10 protein-coding genes are annotated in these 17532 nt (G+C 71.5%); 7 read left to right on the forward strand and 3 right to left on the reverse strand.

Annotated elements, in window-relative coordinates; genetic code table 11:
• The coding region (locus ACZ4FV_RS13070; RefSeq protein ID WP_465322642.1) for an ATP-binding protein at window positions 1-4082 on the reverse strand (4082 nt) is incomplete at its 3' end.
• Between the two features lie 979 nt (window positions 4083-5061).
• Here ACZ4FV_RS13070 and ACZ4FV_RS13075 point away from each other — a divergent pair.
• From ACZ4FV_RS13075 to ACZ4FV_RS13105, 7 genes are all read left to right on the forward strand, one after another.
• Window positions 5062-6108, forward strand: a complete 1047-nt coding sequence (locus tag ACZ4FV_RS13075) for a cytochrome P450 (RefSeq protein ID WP_402233772.1) — start codon at window positions 5062-5064, stop codon at window positions 6106-6108.
• Window positions 6109-6852: 744 nt separating this feature from the next.
• Window positions 6853-7608, forward strand: a complete 756-nt coding sequence (locus ACZ4FV_RS13080; RefSeq protein WP_395860709.1) for an ABC transporter ATP-binding protein — start codon at window positions 6853-6855, stop codon at window positions 7606-7608.
• A complete protein-coding gene (locus ACZ4FV_RS13085; protein ID WP_402233769.1) occupies window positions 7608-10151 on the forward strand; it encodes an ABC transporter permease in 2544 nt (847 codons plus the stop codon). Before ACZ4FV_RS13080 ends, ACZ4FV_RS13085 begins: the two co-directional genes overlap by 1 nt.
• Before the next feature lie 57 nt (window positions 10152-10208).
• Complete coding sequence (locus ACZ4FV_RS13090) at window positions 10209-11537, forward strand: sensor histidine kinase (RefSeq protein WP_395860705.1); 1329 nt, start codon at window positions 10209-10211, stop codon at window positions 11535-11537.
• A gap of 233 nt (window positions 11538-11770) precedes the next feature.
• Window positions 11771-12385 (forward strand): dihydrofolate reductase family protein, encoded by a 615-nt coding sequence (locus ACZ4FV_RS13095; RefSeq protein ID WP_402233767.1) that lies wholly within the window; start codon window positions 11771-11773, stop codon window positions 12383-12385.
• A gap of 303 nt (window positions 12386-12688) precedes the next feature.
• Window positions 12689-13885 (forward strand): serine hydrolase domain-containing protein, encoded by a 1197-nt coding sequence (locus ACZ4FV_RS13100; RefSeq protein ID WP_395860703.1) that lies wholly within the window; start codon window positions 12689-12691, stop codon window positions 13883-13885.
• A 146-nt stretch (window positions 13886-14031) separates the two neighbouring features.
• Entirely contained in the window at window positions 14032-14766 is a 735-nt protein-coding gene (locus ACZ4FV_RS13105) for a bleomycin resistance protein (RefSeq protein ID WP_402233765.1), read from the forward strand.
• A 65-nt stretch (window positions 14767-14831) separates the two neighbouring features.
• On the opposite strand, the gene ACZ4FV_RS13110 is transcribed toward ACZ4FV_RS13105, so the two are convergent.
• Both ACZ4FV_RS13110 and ACZ4FV_RS13115 read right to left on the reverse strand, forming a co-directional pair.
• Window positions 14832-15665: a hypothetical protein gene (locus ACZ4FV_RS13110; protein ID WP_395860700.1), complete on the reverse strand. Its 834-nt coding sequence runs from the start codon at window positions 15663-15665 to the stop codon at window positions 14832-14834.
• A gap of 256 nt (window positions 15666-15921) precedes the next feature.
• A complete protein-coding gene (locus ACZ4FV_RS13115) occupies window positions 15922-17484 on the reverse strand; it encodes a phytoene desaturase family protein (RefSeq protein WP_465322643.1) in 1563 nt (520 codons plus the stop codon).
• Window positions 17485-17532: the final 48 nt, after the last annotated feature.

Consider the following 17532-nt stretch of genomic DNA (forward strand, 5'->3'; position numbering starts at 1 on the left):
CACTCCAGCGGGACCCGCAGGTGCTCCGCCAGGTCCAGCGCGGCGATCACCCGACGGCACTCCGGCTCCGACAACGCACCCAACGCCTTCGTCGGGTCCCCGAGCAACACGACACGGGTCACACCCTCGGGATGCCGCTCGGTGGGCGTGCTGACCACACCCGCGACGATCGCCGCGGTGTTGCCGCCCCTGAGCCGGTCCACCGGCACCAACGCGCCGTGTTCGTCGAGGTCGTGCTCGACGAAGCCGCCATCGGTCCCGGCGAGCAGGCCGGTCAGTTCGTACGGGTAGACGTTGCCGCGTCGGGCCGCGCGCAGCACCTTCTGGCGGTACTCGTCCAGCGGCAACACCGGTTCCGTCGACGGCTCGCCGACGTGCACGCCCGCGCCGTGGCCGGGGTCGAGGGTGATCCGTACGGCGACCTCGGTCATTTCGCCCGCGCTCGTGCGCCGGCGGGCCAAGAACTGGACCTCCTCCAGTCCGGCGCCCGCCGTGGTCGGCAGGATGCGCTGGACCAGCGTGTCGAGTTCCTCGGTGGTCACATCGGTCGACGGCCAGACGTACATCATGATCCGGTTGGTGTCGAACCGCTTGTTCTGCGGACGCTGCGCCTGGATGTTGCGGATCGCGTCCATGCACGCGGTGACCGCGTCCTCCACCGCGGGCAGCGCGACCAGTCGGCCGTCCGCCTCGCGCAGCGGCGTCAGGTCGCGGATCTGGCACATCGCGAACAGTCGTTCGTCGGCCGGGTTGCTCTTCGCGACGGCCTTGAACAGGTGGATCTCCTCGTCCGCGGTGGGCAGCCGGGTGAGGTCGAACTCGCGCAGCCGCTCCAGTTGCAGGCGTCGCGCGATCTGCGGGTGCAGGCCGCGGATCAGTCGGTCCTCGGCGAAGCCCGCGCCGTCCGGACGGAAGGTGAAGTGGTGGTGCATCACCGCGCCGCCGGCGCCCACCACGGTCGTGGTGATCCGGGCGACGCCCGCGGGCAGCGACCGCCCGGCCAGGACCTCGCCGAGCCGCGCCGCCATCGTGTCGGCGTCCGGCTGGTCCTCCCACGTGACGTACAGGTCGGCGACCAGGCCGCGTTCGGCGACGTCGGCGGCGAACGCGCCGACCGCGCCGATGGCGTCGGGCAGTGCGGCGATGTCGACGGCGGTGGTGACCAGGCGGGTCACCCGGCTGGTGCCGGTGTGCTCGGCGGTGACGAACCGGCAGCCGGCCCGCTCCGACGCGGTCACCTCGGACAGTCCGCGGTTGCCGTAGTAGCGCCGGGTCAACACCTCCAGCAGCGGCCCGTGATCCCACCCGGGCCGCCCGCTCCGCCGGCCGATCAGCCGCACCAGCGGCTCGGCGACGGCCACCATGGCCTGGATGCGCTCGGCGCGGTCCGGCGCGTCCGGGTGCTCGTCCAGATGCCGCAGGTCGTTGCGCACCGCGGCGTACGCCTTCGCCCGGTTGCGGCGCAGCAGCGGCTGGGCGAACCAGCGCCACACCACGCCGCGGGCCAGGTCCGAGACCGCCGGGAAGCGCACCTGGGTGGCCTCGACCAGGTGTTCCAGGGTCAATCCGGCCCGCTCGCGCAGCGGTTCGGCCGGCGGCGCGCCGGCCAGCCACCGGCGCAGTACCTCGGAGACGATGGCGACGTCGGTCGACATCCGCTGTTGGGCCAGGAAGATCCGGAAGACCGCGGCCTCCAGTTCCGGTGTGCGGTCCAGGTCGGTGATGCCGTAGTGCCCGAGCATGCGCCGGAGCTTGGCCTGGAAGCCCTCGGTGACGCCCGCGCGTTCGACGTCGAGGCTCTGCAGGTAGCTGTGGAAGTACTCGCGCGGGCTGTGCACCGGGCTGCCCGGCTCGACGTCGAGTTCACCGCCCGAAGTGTTGCGGCTGAGTTCCGACAGGTCGGCGAACACGGTCAGCAGGTCCACCTCGCCCGGCAGCGGCCGGCCACCGAGTTCGGCCCGTGCGAGGGGATACGCGGACAGGACGCGGGCCCGGTCCTGCGGGTCGACGTCGAAGCCCAGCAGCAGGCCGCGCAGGTCCGCGAGGCCGCGCTCGACCCGCTCGACGGCGGACGCGTCGATCGGCTCGGCGGGCAGGTCGATCTCGACACTGCGCACGGCGCCCGCGGTCTCCTCGTCGGGGGCCTCGTCGGCGAGCGGCTCCAGACGCATCAGCGGCGTGCCGGTCTCGACCTGGCTGCCCACCGACACCGGGCACTCGCGTACCCGAGCCCGGAACGGCGCACGCAGCACCGTCTCCATCTTCATGCTTTCCAGCACCAGGATCGGCGCGCCCGACTCGACCTTGTCGCCGACCGACAGCGGTGTCGCGACCACCAGCGCGGGGGCGGGGGAGCGGACGACGCCGCCCTCGTCGCGGCTGATCCGATGGGTGACGCCGTCGACCTCGACCAGGTGGATCGGGCCGTGCGTGGCGGAGACCAGGCGGAAACGGTGCCCGTTGACCACGATCCGGCCGCTGTGCGCGTCGAAGCGCTCGAGCTCGACGTCCGCCGGGTGCACGTCGCCGCCACCGGAGACGCCGACACGGAAACGCTTATGGCCCACGCGGGCGACGCTCACGCGGTAGTCGACGCCGCGAAGGCGCAGCTCCAGCGGACGGCCGCTGTCATGGCGCACCTGCGGACGCCCGCCGCGCGCGGTGGTCAGCAGTCGGCGGCGGCTGACCTCCTCCTCGTCCCGGTAGGCCTCGATCGCGGCCGCGGCCAGGGCGACCGCGGAGTGCCGGTGGGTGACCAGACGGCCCTCGGCACGGACACGGTCGATCCAGCCGGTGTCGGCGCTCGCGTCGATCACCTCGGGCTGGTCGAGCAGGTCGATCACGAAGCTCTTGTTGGTCGCGCCGCCCTCGATGATCACGGTCGTCTCGGCCATCGCCCGGCGCAGTCGGCCCAGCGCCTGCTCGCGGTCGCGGCCGTAGGCGATGATCTTGGCGATCATCGAGTCGAAGTCGGCCGGGATGGTGTCGCCCTCGCCGACGCCGGTGTCCACCCGGATACCGGGGCCGGCGGGCAACACGAGCCGGGTGATGCGGCCGGGCGAGGGGGCGAAGTCGCGGTCCGGGTCCTCGGCGTTGAGCCGCGCCTCGACGGCGTGGCCCGCCTCGACCGGGCGGGGGCCGTCCAGCTTCCCGCCGTTCGCCACGTGCAGTTGCAGGCGGACCAGGTCGGTGCCGGTGGTGATCTCGGTGATCGGGTGCTCGACCTGGAGGCGGGTGTTGACCTCGAGGAACGCGAACAGCTTCTCGCCGGGGTGGTAGAGGAACTCGACGGTGGCCGCGCCGCGGTAGTCGACGGCCAGCGCGAGTCGCTCCGCCGACGCCTTCAGCTCCGCGATCTGCTCGGGGCTCAGGACCGGGGAGGCGGACTCCTCGATGATCTTCTGGTTGCGTCGCTGTACCGAGCAGTCGCGGACGCCGAGCGCCCACGCGGTGCCCTGCCCGTCGGCGATCACCTGGACCTCGACGTGCCGGGCGCCGGTGACCAGGCGCTCCAGGAACATCACGCCGGAGCCGAACGCGCGCAGCGCCTCCTGGCCGGTGCGCACGTAGGCGTCGGCCAGGTCGGCACCCGACGCGACCATGCGGATGCCGCGCCCGCCGCCGCCGGCGGTCGCCTTGAGCATCAGGGGGTAGCCGATCTCGTCGCCGGCGCGCAGCGCGTCCTCGAGGGTGGCCACCTCGCCGCGACTCCACGGCGCGACCGGGACGCCGACCTCCTCGGCGATCAGCTTCGCGCCGATCTTGTCCCCGAGCCGGCGCATCGCCTCCGCGCTCGGGCCGACGAAGGCGACGCCGATCCGCTCGCACAACTCGGCGAACGCCGGGTCCTCGGCCACGAAGCCCCAGCCGACCCAGGCGGCGTCCGCCCCGGTCTCCACCAGCGCCCGCTCCAGGACGGCATGGTCGAGGTACGGGCGGGCCGAGGCGGGGCCCAGCGGGTAGGCGACGTCGGCCTCGCGCACGAAGGTCGCGTCGCGATCGGAGTCGGTGTACAGGGCGATCGTCTCGACCCGCGTCCCGGTTTCCGCCGACAGATCCCGGACAGCGTGGATGAGCCGCATGGCGGCCTCTCCACGGTTGACGATGGCGACACGACTGAACACCGGTTGATCCTCCCGAATACCCACGCACAGAAGGCGACGTCCCGGTCCCGGAGCGCCGCCTCCACCTACTCCCAGCCTGTCCGATGAAGGCCGGGTACATCAATGTGCCGCTCCACGCATCCCGGCGCCGCTATGTTGTGGGAACCCTACAAAAAGCGATCCCGGCCGGCGCATCCGGTGGCCGTCTCACGCAAGGCCTACCACAAACACAACCGCACATCGGCACGTGTGCGGTCGGCGGCCCGGTCTCCCGGCCCCGGGCCGGGCTCGGCCGACGCGGCGTGCCGTCGTCGACGTGCGCGGTGTCGGTGAGTTCTTTGCCCGGAGTAGGTGTTTGCCCGGAGTATCTCTATTCGCGCCCGCTTTTCGGGCCGACGGAAGATCCGCTTTCCGTGCGGGCGGCAAGATCGGCAAACGCTCGTTTTCCTGGTTTGTGTGAGGAATATGTGCGTGTTTTTGATCTGTGATCCACGTCACATTGACGCGCCTTTCGTGTCGGGGATTCACTTCCAAGGCAACGAGAATCGGAAACTCGGATTCTCCAGCGATGGATTATCGCCCCGGCCCGCCCGCGTCACGTATGCGACTCGGTCGGTTCACAAGTCACCTGGAGGTTGTCGTGTCGAAGATCGTCAACTCTTTCTCCAAGAGGTTCAGGACCGAGAAGAGCCTGAAGTCCGCCACCTGGTTCATCTGGTACAGCTGATCGGAACACGTTCGCGCATCGGATGATCATCGAACCGCCGCGGGTCGTGCCCGCTTCCGCCGCACGATCGACACCATTGCGGTAGCGCCGCCTCGACCCGACCGAGCGTCGGTTCGCAGTCCGGTCCCGCGCCCGGTGCAGCCGTACATCCGGCCGCACCGGGCGCGGGACGCTCGCAGTGCGGGAAGCGTCGAGCCTTGTTGAGAGCGTCGAGCCTTGTGGAGAGCGTCGATGAGTCGTCCCGAAACGGTCGGCAGGGCCCGGGTCACGGTTTTCTCGCCGAAGATCGAGGAACTCCTTCGCGATCGGCGCGGAGCGAAGGTTTTTCGCCTCGAGGCCGACACCGTCGGAGTCGCCGACCCGAACGTCATGGACAAACTGCTCGGGAGCAGGTCGGCCCATGAATTCGAGCGACCCACTTTCAAGCCACTCCAGGGAAGATCCATTTCCCGGGCGGAAGCGAACGACATGTTGCACGCGATCTCGCGGGACGTCCGCGACGCATTGCAGAGGCCGGCCCCCGATTCGATCGATCTTTCCGGAATCTGGCCGCGCGCGGGCCACGCCTATCTTCGTGATCTGCTTTTCGGACCGGAACCCCCGAGGTTTCGCCTGCTGACCGATCCGCGACTCGAAACGGCGCCCGTGGTGGCCCGCGCGGCGGTCCGAGCGAGTGCGGCATGGCCCGGCAGGCCCGGCCCGGAAGCGTCCATGTCGCACCTGGCGCTCCGCGCCGCCGCCGCCGACGACGATCGGCACTACGCCATGGGGCTGTACCGACGAGTCGCCGCACCGGTGTGCCTGGGTGTGTCCGCGCTGGTCGCCAACGCGCTGTGGCTCGGCTCGCCGTTCGACCCGGACGCGTCGAACCGGCACATCGTGCTGGAGTCGCTCCGGTTGTTGCCCCCGTCGTGGAACATCCTGCGTGTGGCGTCCGGCGATTTTCCCGCCCTGGACCCGCGGATCGGTCCCGGCGACGACGTGCTGCTGCTCCCGCTGCTCAGCCACCGCGATCCCGATCTGTGGGACGACCCGGACGAGTTCCGACCGCGGCGCTGGCAGGACCTGGACGCGGAGAACCAGCCGGGATTCCTCCCCTTCGGCCACGCCAACGAGCGCTGCCGAGGCCGACACCTGATCGTGCCCCTGGCCGAACACCTGCTGGAACGGATCCGTTCCGAGGGTCTCGTGGTGAGCCCGGAGCAGACCACCGCCAAGGTGCCGCTGGCCGGCCTGCTCGGCGTCACCCGGGTGCGGGTCGTCCGCCCGCGCGCCTGACCCGACGGCACGATCGGCGCACGCCTCGCGGCGATCCGACCCCGGCCGGCGCGTCGGCGTCGGCGTCGAGCGCATGCCGCGCCCCAACTCCCCGAGCCTCCTCGGCACTTCGATCCACGTGCCCGGGAGGCTCGACGCGTTCTCCCGGGCGACGCGGCGCTGAAGACGCGTTCTCCCGGGCGACACGACGCCGAACGGGCGCATACGCCCCGCACCCGCGCGCCGCGGCCCGAGCCGAGTACCAGTACCCCGGTACCGCCTGCGCGCGCAATTCTCGTCCCGCCGTACGACGGCGGGCCGGAAAAGCCCTGGCAGTGTGGAGAACACGGATCGCGGGGCGGTTCGCTTCGTCGATCGGGCCCCCGACCACACACGTTCGACCTCGCCGTAGCGGCGCTGTCGGACCCACGAACCACAGGGGTCGACGCACAACCGGAGTGGGATCGACCCACACCCGGTTCGGCATGCACACATCCCGTCGCCGCACGCCCATGGCGTCGGGGGCGTTGATTTTCCCGCAGGTCGGAACTCATTGGAGGCACCATGTTCGGGCGAGGCAAACGAGGCGACCGTCGGGCGAACACGGGGCCCGTCGCGTCCCCGCGCCCGGACCGGGTACCGCACACCGGGCACCCGGTACAGCACGGCCATCCGGGATACCCCGAACACCCCGAACACCCCGGACACTCCCCGTACGCGGGCCGGCCGAGCTGGCTCGCACCCCCGAGCCCGCCCCCGCACGACATGGGCCCACCGGCCGTCCGGCTCGAAGGGGTCACCAAGACCTACGGGAGCGGTTCGCAGGCGACGCACGCGCTGCGCGGCATCGACCTGAGCATCCCCAAGGGCAGTTTCACCGCGGTCATGGGCCCGTCCGGCTCGGGCAAGAGCACCTTCCTGCACTGCGCCGCCGGACTCGACAAGCCGGGCGCGGGCCGGGTGTTGCTGGGCGACGACGACTTGACCGCGATGAACGAGAACCAACTCACCCGACTGCGCCGCACCCGTCTGGGCTTCGTCTTCCAGGCGTTCAACCTGCTGCCCTCGTTGACCGTCGAGAAGAACGTACTGCTGCCGCTGCGACTCGCGGGCGAACGCGCCGACCGGCGACGCGCCGCCGAGGTGTTGTCCCTGGTCGGACTGCACGAGCACGCCGGTCGCCGCCCCTCCCAGCTCTCCGGCGGCCAACAGCAGCGGGTCGCCATCGCCCGCGCCCTGGTCACCCGCCCCGACGTACTGTTCGCCGACGAGCCCACCGGCGCGCTCGACAGCAGCACGGCCGCCGACGTGTTGTCGCTGCTGCGCCGGGCCGTGGACGACACCGGTGCCACCATCGTGATGGTCACCCACGACCCGGTCGCCGCCTCCTACGCCGACCGCGTCGTCTTCCTCGCCGCCGGGCACCTCGCCGGTCACCTGCACGAGCCCACGCCCGAGGCGGTCGCCGCCCGTATGGTCGCCCTGGCGCAGCCGGTGCGCACGCAGGGGCGGGCCGCCTGATGCCGCGCACCAACGGCCTCGCCCGCACCTCCGTGCGGTTTCGGCCCGCGTCCTTCATCGGCTCGTTCGTCGCCCTGCTGTTCGCCGCCACGCTCGTGACGATGTGCGGGATCTTCCTGGAGAGCGGCCTGCGCGCGCACCTGCCGCCCGGTCGCTACGCCGACACCCCGATCGTGGTCGCCGGCCAGAACAGCGTGCACAAGACCTTCGGCAGCGGCGAGGACAAGGAGGAGGTCTCGGTCGCGCTGCCCGAGCGGGCCCGGATCGACGCGGGGCTGGCCGCGCGCATCGCCGCGGTGCCCGGCGTCGCCGCCGTCCTGCCCGACCTCACCTTCCCCGCGCAGACCCCCACCGCCGTGCTCGACGCGCACCCGTGGTCCGCCGCGCGCCTGGCCGGCACCCCGCAGGGCGGCGCGGCGCCGCGCCCCGGCGAGGTGGTGCTGACCACCGAGGCCGCGGCCCGCGCCGGCAACGGCGCCGCGCCCGGCGGCACGCTGCGGGTGAGCACGCCCTCGGGCGAGGCCGGCCTGCGGATCACCGCCGTGGTCCCGGGCCAGGGCGCCCGGCTCTACGTCGCCGACTCCGAGGCACCGCGGTTCGCCGGGAACCCGGGCAAGGTGACCGCGTTCGGCGTACTGCTCGCCGACGGCGCCTCCACCGGCAAGGTCGCCGGCGACCTGCGCAAGGCGCTGAAGGACACCGACGTCAAGGTCCGCACCGGCGACGGACGCGGCGAGGTCGAATACCCCCGCCTGGGCGACACCAAGGAGATGCTCGTCGCGGTCGGCGGATCCTTCGGCGGCGTCGTCGCCATGGTCTCCGTGTTCGTCGTCGCCGGCGCCACCACGCTGTCCGTGGCCCAGCGCCGCCGCGACTTCGCGCTGCTGCGTGCCGTGGGGGCCACGCCCTGGCAGATCCGCCGGATGATCGCCACCGAGGCCGGATTCGTGGCCCTGATCGCCGGCCTGGCCGGACTGCTGCCCGGGACACTGCTCGCCCGGTGGTGGTTCGACCGGATGATCGAGCGCGGCATGGTCGAGACCGGGGTGACCCTGTCGATCGGCCCGATCCCGATGCTCGCCGCGGTCGGCGCGGGCATCCTGTCCGCGGTCCTGGCCGGGCTCGTCGCCGCCAGGGCCAGTGCCCGCACCAAGCCCACCGAGGCACTCGGCGAGGCCGGCATCGAGCGCGCCCGCGTCGGCTGGTTCCGACTCGTGCTCGGTATCGTCTCGATCGCCGGCGCCGGGGTCCTGTCCGGACTCGCGATGAAGGTCGCCGGCGATCAGGCGGTCGCGGCGGCGAGCGGCGTGATCATGCTGTTCATGCTCGGCATCGGCCTGCTCGGTCCACTCGTCGCGCACCTGTTCGTCCGGCTGACGGGAGTCCTGCTGCGCCTGTTCGGCGTCCCCGGGCAACTCGCCTTCGACAACGCCCGCGCCAACTCGCGCCGGCTCGCCTCCGCGATCACCCCGATCACGCTGACCGTCGCGTTCGCGAGCACGCTGATGTTCATGTTCGCCGCGCAGGACCACTACAGCGAGAAGCAGGCCGAGGCCGCCCTGACCGCCGACCGCGTGGTCACCGGACCCGGATTCCCGGCCCGTACCGCGGGCGACGTCGCCCGCGTGCCCGGAGTCGACGCGGTGACCTCGATCCTGACCACCAGCGTGGTCATGTCCACCTCGGACCGGCTGGAGAAGTTCCCCACACAGGCCGTCGGCGGCACCGACAGCGACCTCGCCCGGGTTCTGGACCTGGGTGTACGCAAGGGCACCCTCGATGCCCTGCGCCCCGGCGCCGCCCAACCGCCCGGCGGCGCGGTTGCCATGGACCGGCTCACCGCCGACACCGTCAAGGCACGCGTCGGCAAGCCCGTCGAGATGCGCCTCGGCGACGGCACCAGGATCAAGCCCGTGCTCGTGGCCACCTACGACCGGGGCCTGGGCACCGCCGTCGTCACCCTTCCGCGCGCCGTGGTGGAACACCACGTCGACGCCGCCCTGGACGGCCGCCTGCTCGTCCGCTTCGCCGACGGGGCCGACCCCGCCGCCGTGGACGCCGCGCTCACCAAGGCGACCGGGCAACACCCCGGTACCTCGGTGTCGGACCGGGCCGGATACGCCGCGGAACGCGACCAGGCCCGCGAGACCAACAAGTGGACGAACCAGGTGATGCTGGTGATCCTGGCCGGCTTCGCCACGATCGCCGCGGTCAACACGATGGTCGTGTCCACCTTCGCCCGACGTCGTGAACTCGGTCTGATGCGGATGATCGGCAGCACCCATGCCCAGGTGCGCGGCGTGCTGCGCGGCGAGGCGGTACTGGTCGGCGTCATCGGTCTCGCCCTCGGCCTGGCCGTCGCGCTGATCACCCTGGTCCCGTTCGGCAAGGCCGCCTTCGGCGAGAGCACTCCCTACGTACCGATCCCGCCGCTGCTCGGGATCAGCGCCGCCGCCCTGTTGCTGGCCCCACTCGCGGTCGCGCCGGTCACCCGACGACTCCTGCGCATCGAACCGATCGACGCGGTCGGCGCCAAGGAATAGCCGAGAGGAATGGCCGGTATATTTCGCAGCACCGATCGGCAGCGAAGGAGACCGACGATGGGGTTCCGACACCCACAGGCGGTCTCGGCGGAAGCTCCCGGTGCCGGCGCCACGGCGAGCCCGCACCCGGAGCCGTTGCCCCGGCACTGGCGCGACCTGGTGACCGTCCGGGCCGTGCGCAACGATGTGCTGATCGCGCTGTTCGCCTGCGCCGGGGACGTCCTCAACTACGTCGCGCCCGAAAGTGCCGACAGCACCGAGGTGACGCCGCTCGGGATCCTGTTGGCGGTGCTGGGGTCCGTGTTCCTCCTGTTGCGCCGGCGATACCCCGTGTGGGTCCTCACGGCCACGGTCGTGACCCAGGCGGCCTTCCTCCTGGTGGTCACGCCGAGCTCGCAGAACTACGGCGGCGCGATGGTGTTCGCGCTGTACACGGTGGCCCGCCATCGCGGGAGCCGGGACACCGCGATCGCCGCCTGCGCCTGTATGGCGGTGCAGTGGTTGCGGGCCGAGCGCGTCGGGAACGGTGTGCTGCTGCCCGTCCTCGCCGATATGGCGGTGACGGTGCTGGTGGTCGCGATCGGCATCGGCGTCGCCAAGTGGCAGAACCAACTCGCCCTCAACCGACAGTTGCTCGCGGAGCGGGCGGTGACCGAGGAACGGCGGCGGATCGCCCGGGAGTTGCACGACACCGTCTCGCACCACATCACCACGATGAACCTGATGTCCGGTGGCGCGCGGTCCACGCTCACACCCGAGCAGGAGATCGCGCGCGGCGCGCTGCTCACCCTGGAGGAGTCCGGCCGGGCGGCGCTCGACGAGATGCGACAACTGCTCGGCGTGCTGCGCGGCACGGACGCCGACGCCGACGCCGACCCGCCGTCCCGTTCTCGGCCCGGGATGGAGGACATCGGCCACCTGATCGCCGAGTCGGACGCGGCCGGCCTGCCCGTCGACTACGAGCAGGCGGGCGAGCCGAGGCCGCTGCCGCCGGCCGCGGGGTTGACCCTGTACCGGATCGTGCAGGAGGCGCTGACCAACACGCGCAAGCACGCGGGCGACGCACGGGCGTGCGTGCGGGTGCGGTATCTCCCCGACCGGGTCGCGGTCGAGGTGCTCGACGACGGTGCCGGCGCCGCGGTGCCGGCCGGACTGGCGGGCAGCGGGTACGGCCTGGTGGGCATGCGTGAGCGGGTGGTCCTGCACGGCGGCACATTGGAGACCGGACATCGTCCGGAAGGCGGGTTCCGCGTCGCGGCGGACATTCCGCTGCCGCCGGTTCTCGGTCGCGTCGAGGACCCGGCGCGGGGCTTTCTCGTGGCGTCCTCCGCCGGGAGCCCGAGCGAGGCCGAACCCGGCGACGACACGCGGCAGACGCGGATCTGAGGGTACGGTCGGCGGCGAGGCGGTCGTCGAAGGCGCCCCGAGCATGCGGGACCGATGCCGCTCCCATGGCGCGACGTGCCGTTCGCGCTCGTCGCGGCGCGGGTCGTGGCGTGGTTGCCGTCGGTTTCGCGATGTCTCGTGAAACGATCGTGAAACCGCGATGAGTTCTGCCGCCGGCGGTCGTCTACCCCACGACAGAGTTCACCGACCTTCGACACACCCTGGGGACCACCATGCGGAAGATCACCGCCGGCCTGTTCGTTTCGCTCGACGGCGTCGTGGAGGCACCCGACCAGTGGCACTTCCCGTACTTCGACGACGAGATGGGCGCCGCGGTCGGTTCGATGCTGGGCACCTCCGAGACCATTCTGCTCGGTCGCAAGACCTACGACAGCTTTGCCGGGGCGTGGCCGGAGCGGGAGGCGGCCGGTGGTGAGGACGCGGCCTTCGCCAAGGTGCTGGGCGACGCGCGCAAGATCGTCGTGTCGCGGCGCGAGCTCGACTTCACGTGGCGCAATTCCGAGCAGCTCGAGGGCGAGCTCGTGGCAGCCGTCACCGCCCTGAAGAACGAGCCGGGCGGGGACATCTCGCTCAGCGGCTCGATCTCGATCGTGCGCCGGCTGTTGGAAGCCGGCCTGTTGGACGAGCTGCACCTGTTGGTGCACCCGATCGTGGTTCGCAAGGGCATGCGGTTGTTCGACGAAGGCGACGACACCATCCCGCTGCGTTTGATCTCGTCGACGACGTTCGGGTCCGGCGTGCTCCACCTCGTCTACACCCGCGCCGACTCCGCCGGCAACGGTACGTACGAGGACGCCAAGACCCACCTGTCGCAGACGACTCGGTAACCCGCCGACGGGCGGTCGGGGCCGTCGTCGCGCACGTGTTCCCACCCGCGCCGGACGACCGTCACCCCCACGCGCCGATCACGCCTCGGGCGAGCCGCGTCCGTTGATCGACTACCGTCGGACCGACGGGAATTCGAGGGCCGACGGGATCGGGTGCGGGTACTCCGCGTCGCCTCGGTCCGGTGGGCCGACATGTTCGGCGAGCCTTCGACGTCCCGGCCGAGAATGTTCGAAGAACATGGGAGCAACCTCTTGCGACGCATTTCACGAACACGCACCGCGGCGGCAACCGCACTGCTGGCCGTGGCCGTTACCGTCGGCCCCGCGACGGCGGCCGAGGTATCGGGTCCGGAGGCGGCCGGCTCGTCGCGGTCGCAGGGCACGGCGACCCTCCCGGCACCGGACCTCGCGGGATTGCGCGATGTCCTGACCCGGACACTGGCGGCCGGTGCTCCCGGGGCGATGACCCGGATCGACGAGGGTCGCACCGTGTACCGCGAGACGGCCGGCGTGAGCGACACCGCGACCGGCGCCGGCATGGACACGAACGCGCGGTTTCGCATCGGCAGCGTGACGAAGACCTTCTCCACCGTCGTGCTCATGCAGTTGGTCGGTGAGGGCGTCGTCGACCTGGACGCGCCCGTCGATCGCTACCTGCCCGGCGTCCTGCCGGACACCCGGATCACCGTGCGCCATCTGCTCACGCACAAGAGCGGGCTGTGGGACTACTCGAACGACATGTTCGCCCGAACCGTCCCGGGCTTCGAGGCGGTGCGCAACAAGGTCTTCACGTACGACGAACTCATCGCGCTGTCCACCGCGCATCCCGCGACGGCCGTGCCGGGCACCACCTACCAGTACTCCAACAGCAACTTCGTGGTCGTCGGGGCCCTGATCGAAAAGCTGACCGGCGGCACGGTGCGGCAGGAATACGAGCGACGGATCATCGGCCCGCTGCACCTGCGGGACACCCGGTACGTGCACCCCGCGACCGGCATCGCCGGCAAGGGCATCCGCGGCTACCTCACCCCGGACGAGGCGGGCGCGCCGCTGGTGGACTCGACCGAACAGACCGTCTCCTGGGCCCAGTCGGCCGGAGCGATGATCTCCAGCCCGGGCGACCTCGACCGTTTCGTCTCGGCGCTGCTGGGCGGCCGACTGCTGCGCGCCGACCTCCTGGACCAGATGGTGCAGATGACGCCCAGCGATACCTCGGGGACCCGCTTCTACGGTCTGGGTCTGCGTCGACGGGATCTTTCCTGCGGCATCTCGGTCTACGGGCACACCGGGACCGTGCAGGGCTACTACACCTACGCGTTCACCACTCGTGACGGCCGACGCAGCGTCACCTCGGTGGCCAACGTCACCAACAACGGCACCGTGAACACGATCCTGGGCGACACCCTGGAGTCGGCGTTCTGCGGCAAGGCGCCCGCGCCGCGCGCGCTCGTCGGCCGAGCGCCGCTGCCCGAGGACGAGGCGGCTGCTTCGGTCGGGTGACGGCGGGTCGACCCCGCCCCGCGCGGTGGGACCGGCCCCACCCGGGACCGGCCCCACCGTCGTGGTGGGATCGGCAGTTCTTCACCCGGCGATGCGCCGGTGGCCGTCGGGCGAGCGGGCGCAAACGGGCCGGCTAGGCTGTGCGGATGGGCGAGAAGACCGTTCCGATTCTGCCGTGCCGGACCATCCGACCCGTCGTCGACTTCTATGTGGCGCTCGGGTTCGAGACGACCTACCTCCAGAAGAGCCCCAATCCCTACGCGGTCGTCGAACGCGGTGACATCGAGCTCCAGTTCTTCGGCTTGAGGCAGTACGAGCCGGCCGAGTCGTACAGCACGTGCTACATCCACACCGAGGACGTCGACGGGCTGTACGAGGCGTTCCGGGCCGGCCTGAAGGCGACGTATGGACGGATCCCGACCCGTGGGCTGCCGCGCATCGGGCCGCTGAAGGAAATGTCCTACGGGGTAAGGCAGTTCCTCGTCACCGATCCGGGTGGCAACTGCCTCCGCATCGGGCAGCCGACGAGCGCGGCACAACACCATCGTCCCGCCCCCGAGGAGACGTTCGCCCGGGCGCTGCACCATGCCTCGTTGTTCGCCGACTCCAAGGCGGATCCGGCGGGTGCCGCGAGCATCATCGACCGAGTACTGGACCTCCCGGACGAGCGGCCCACGCCCGCGCAACTGCTGCGCCTGCTCGTGCTGCGTGCGGATGTCGCCGGGCGCCTGGGGGACGAGAAGACCGCCGCGGACGCGCTCACGCGCGCCGATCGGGTGCAACTCACCGCCGAGGAAAAGGAGTCCGCGAAGGACGACCTCCGGCGGTTGGTGGATCTCCGCGACCGGACGGTGCCGGAGCCGCCGGAACCGTCCGGGTGAGCGCGGGCGGCCGGACCGCTCCGGGCGGGTGCGGACCCGTCCGGCACCGTCCGGCCGCGGCTGCCTCAGGGGAGGCTCGACGCCGTTTGCCACATGGTGTACGAGTATTCGCCGGTGCTGCTGATGCCGAAGGTGCCGAACCGGCCCTCGCTGGTCTGCACGCAGTACGGCTTGCGCATGTTCAGCTTGCCGAAGTCGGTGGTCCACGCGTCGGGTCGTACGGTGACACAGTCGGACAGGGACGGCTTGCCCTCGCCCGAGTGGTTCGCGTACACCGCGCCGTGCGCGCCGGAGGGGCCGCTGAGCGTCACGTGCAGGTCCGTGCCCTTGCGCGAGCCGGAACGTTTGTCCGTGTCGAAGTCGAAATCGGTGTACTTGCCGGCCGCCAGCACCCGGAACTTGCCCGAGCTGCGCATGGGTTGCTCCAGGCTGTCGACGACGGCGACGGTGGTGGGCGTGTCGGACGCCGCGTCGATGGTGATCAGCTTCCTGCTGGGCTCGAAGGTCTGGATGGTCCGGCCGTTGGTGATCACGTGCACCTTGCCCGCGTAGGCGACCTTGTACCCGGTGTTCTGCACGGTGGCGCCGACCTTTCGCCGCACCACGATCGTCCAGTCGTTCTCGACGGCCTTGGTGCCCACCTGGGTCACGGCGTTTCCCGACCCGGTGGTGCCGGTCAGTTGGTCCAGGAGGATCGGCCCGACAACCGACACCGTGAGCTTCAGCGCCTGCCGGATCGTGATCGCGCCGCCCTGCGCCATCATGATGCGGGCGACCTCGACGGTCAACGCGGGCGCCGCCTGTTGTACGACCACCCCGCAGGCGACCAGCGATCCCGCGACCGACCCCACGCACAGGGTTTTGCCGAGGACGTTCGCGCGTGCCGTAGTGCCTGACATCCCGTACCCCCACTGCTTCACCGCGACCGAAAACCGGCACGGCCCCCCAACGGTCCCCGCGTCACGCGCGGCACCGATCCCGTTTCAGGCTAGGGCGCATCGCCCTCGTTCGTGAGGGTTTCCGGCGGACGGCACGTCGGGTTCGCCACGAGGGCGCGAGCGGACGGCCGACGCGCGAGTCGGGCGTGCCCGTGGCATCCGCGCCCCGGATGTCGTGGTGCCACGGGGTCGACGCCTACACGACGCGCGGGCCTGCTCAACGCGCGCGTCGGGTCGGACTCGTCCGGAGGACCGCCATGGCCGCGTTGTGGCCGGGGATACCGCTCACGCCGCCGCCGCGGCGCGCGCCGGCCCCGCAGCGCAGGACTCGCTCGTGGGCCGTCTCGACGCCCCATGTGCCGTGCGCCTCGGCGTCCCGGGTGTATGGCCAGGACAGGTCCCGGTGGAAGATGTGCCCCGCAGGCAGCCCGAGTTCGTGCTCCAGGTCCACTGGCGTGCGGACCTCCAGACACGGGTTGCCGTCGCCGTCGCGCAGCAGGCAGTCCTCGATCGGCTCGGCCAGGACGCTGTCGACCGAGTCGAGCATCGCGCGCAGCGCCTTCGCCCTGGCGCCGTCGTTGTCGTCGGCGAACAGCCGCGCGGGCATGTGCAGGCCGAACAGCGTCAGCGTGTGCACGCCCGCCGCCCGGGGGCCCGGACCCAGGATGGAGGGATCGGTGAGGGTGTGGCAGTACATCTCGCCCGGCGGCAGGACCGGCATGCCCCCGGTCGCGGCGCGGTCGTACGCCGCCGCGAGCTGCGCGTATCCCTCGTTGACGTGGAAGGTGCCCGCGAAGGCCCGGTGCGGGTCCGCGAGCGGGTCACGCAGCCGCGGCAGTCGGGCCAGGACCATGTTGACCTTGAGCTGGGATCCCTCCGGCGCGGGCCCGTCCGGAGGCTCGCCGAGGAGCCGGGCCAACGTGTCGGGAGCGACGGCGGCCAGTACGTGCCCGCCCGTGACACGACAGTCCCGGTCGCCGATCGTGTACCGCACCTCGCCGTCCGGATCCACGGCGGTCACCGACGCCCCGGTGAGCAACTGCGCGCCTGCGGCGCGGGCCGCGTCCGCGAGGCCCGAGGTGACGGCTCCCATGCCGCCGACCGGTACGTCCCAATCTCCCGTGCCACCGCCGACCACGTGATAGAGGAAGCAGCGGTTCTGCCGCAGCGCGGGGTCGTCCATCGGGGCGAACGTGCCGATCAGAGCGTCGGTCGCCACCACGCCGCGCACCGTGTCGTCGGTGAACTCCGCCTCGATCAGGCCCGACAGGGGCTGCGCGAACAGTGCGTCCCACAGGCGTTCGTCGTCCACCAGCCGGCGGAATTCGGCCGCGGAGCGCAGCGGTTCGGTCAGGGTGGGAAACACCCGACGGGCCAGTCGCGCCGTGGCCGCGCCGAAGCGCTCCCACGCGTCGGCCTCGCGCGGGCCGGCGAAGCGGGTGAGTTCGGCGCGGGTGCGTTCGTGGTCCGCGGCGTCGACGAGCAGGCCGCGGTCGCCGAGCGGGGTGTACGAGCCGACCCGGCGTCGGCGCAGCGTGAGCGGCAGCCGCAGGTCGTCGACGATCTTGCGAGGCAGCAGACTGACCAGGTAGGAGTATCGCGACAGGCGCACGTCGACCCCGGGGAACGGCCGGCACGACACCGCCGCACCGCCGACTTCGTCGAGCCGTTCCAACACCAGGACCGAGCGGCCCGCCTGCGCCAGGTACGCGGCCGCGACCAGGCCGTTGTGCCCGCCCCCGACCACGACGACGTCGAATCTCGCACCGTCACGCACCACGTACGCCTCCGGAATCGGCGATCTCGGCCTGCACGACAACCACGCACA

The sequence above is a fragment of the Embleya sp. NPDC025285 genome (assembly GCF_055558835.1).

Excerpts from the sequence above, each read along its gene's own strand:
- ACZ4FV_RS13075 (WP_402233772.1), top strand. The coding sequence starts at position 5,062 with ATGAGTCGTCCCGAAACGGTCGGCAGGGCCCGGGTCACGGTTTTCTCG.
- ACZ4FV_RS13080 (WP_395860709.1), top strand. The coding sequence starts at position 6,853 with ATGGGCCCACCGGCCGTCCGGCTCGAAGGGGTCACCAAGACCTACGGG.
- ACZ4FV_RS13085 (WP_402233769.1), top strand. The coding sequence starts at position 7,608 with ATGCCGCGCACCAACGGCCTCGCCCGCACCTCCGTGCGGTTTCGGCCC.
- ACZ4FV_RS13090 (WP_395860705.1), top strand. The coding sequence starts at position 10,209 with ATGGGGTTCCGACACCCACAGGCGGTCTCGGCGGAAGCTCCCGGTGCC.
- ACZ4FV_RS13095 (WP_402233767.1), top strand. The coding sequence starts at position 11,771 with ATGCGGAAGATCACCGCCGGCCTGTTCGTTTCGCTCGACGGCGTCGTG.
- ACZ4FV_RS13105 (WP_402233765.1), top strand. The coding sequence starts at position 14,032 with ATGGGCGAGAAGACCGTTCCGATTCTGCCGTGCCGGACCATCCGACCC.
- ACZ4FV_RS13110 (WP_395860700.1), bottom strand. The coding sequence starts at position 15,665 with ATGTCAGGCACTACGGCACGCGCGAACGTCCTCGGCAAAACCCTGTGC.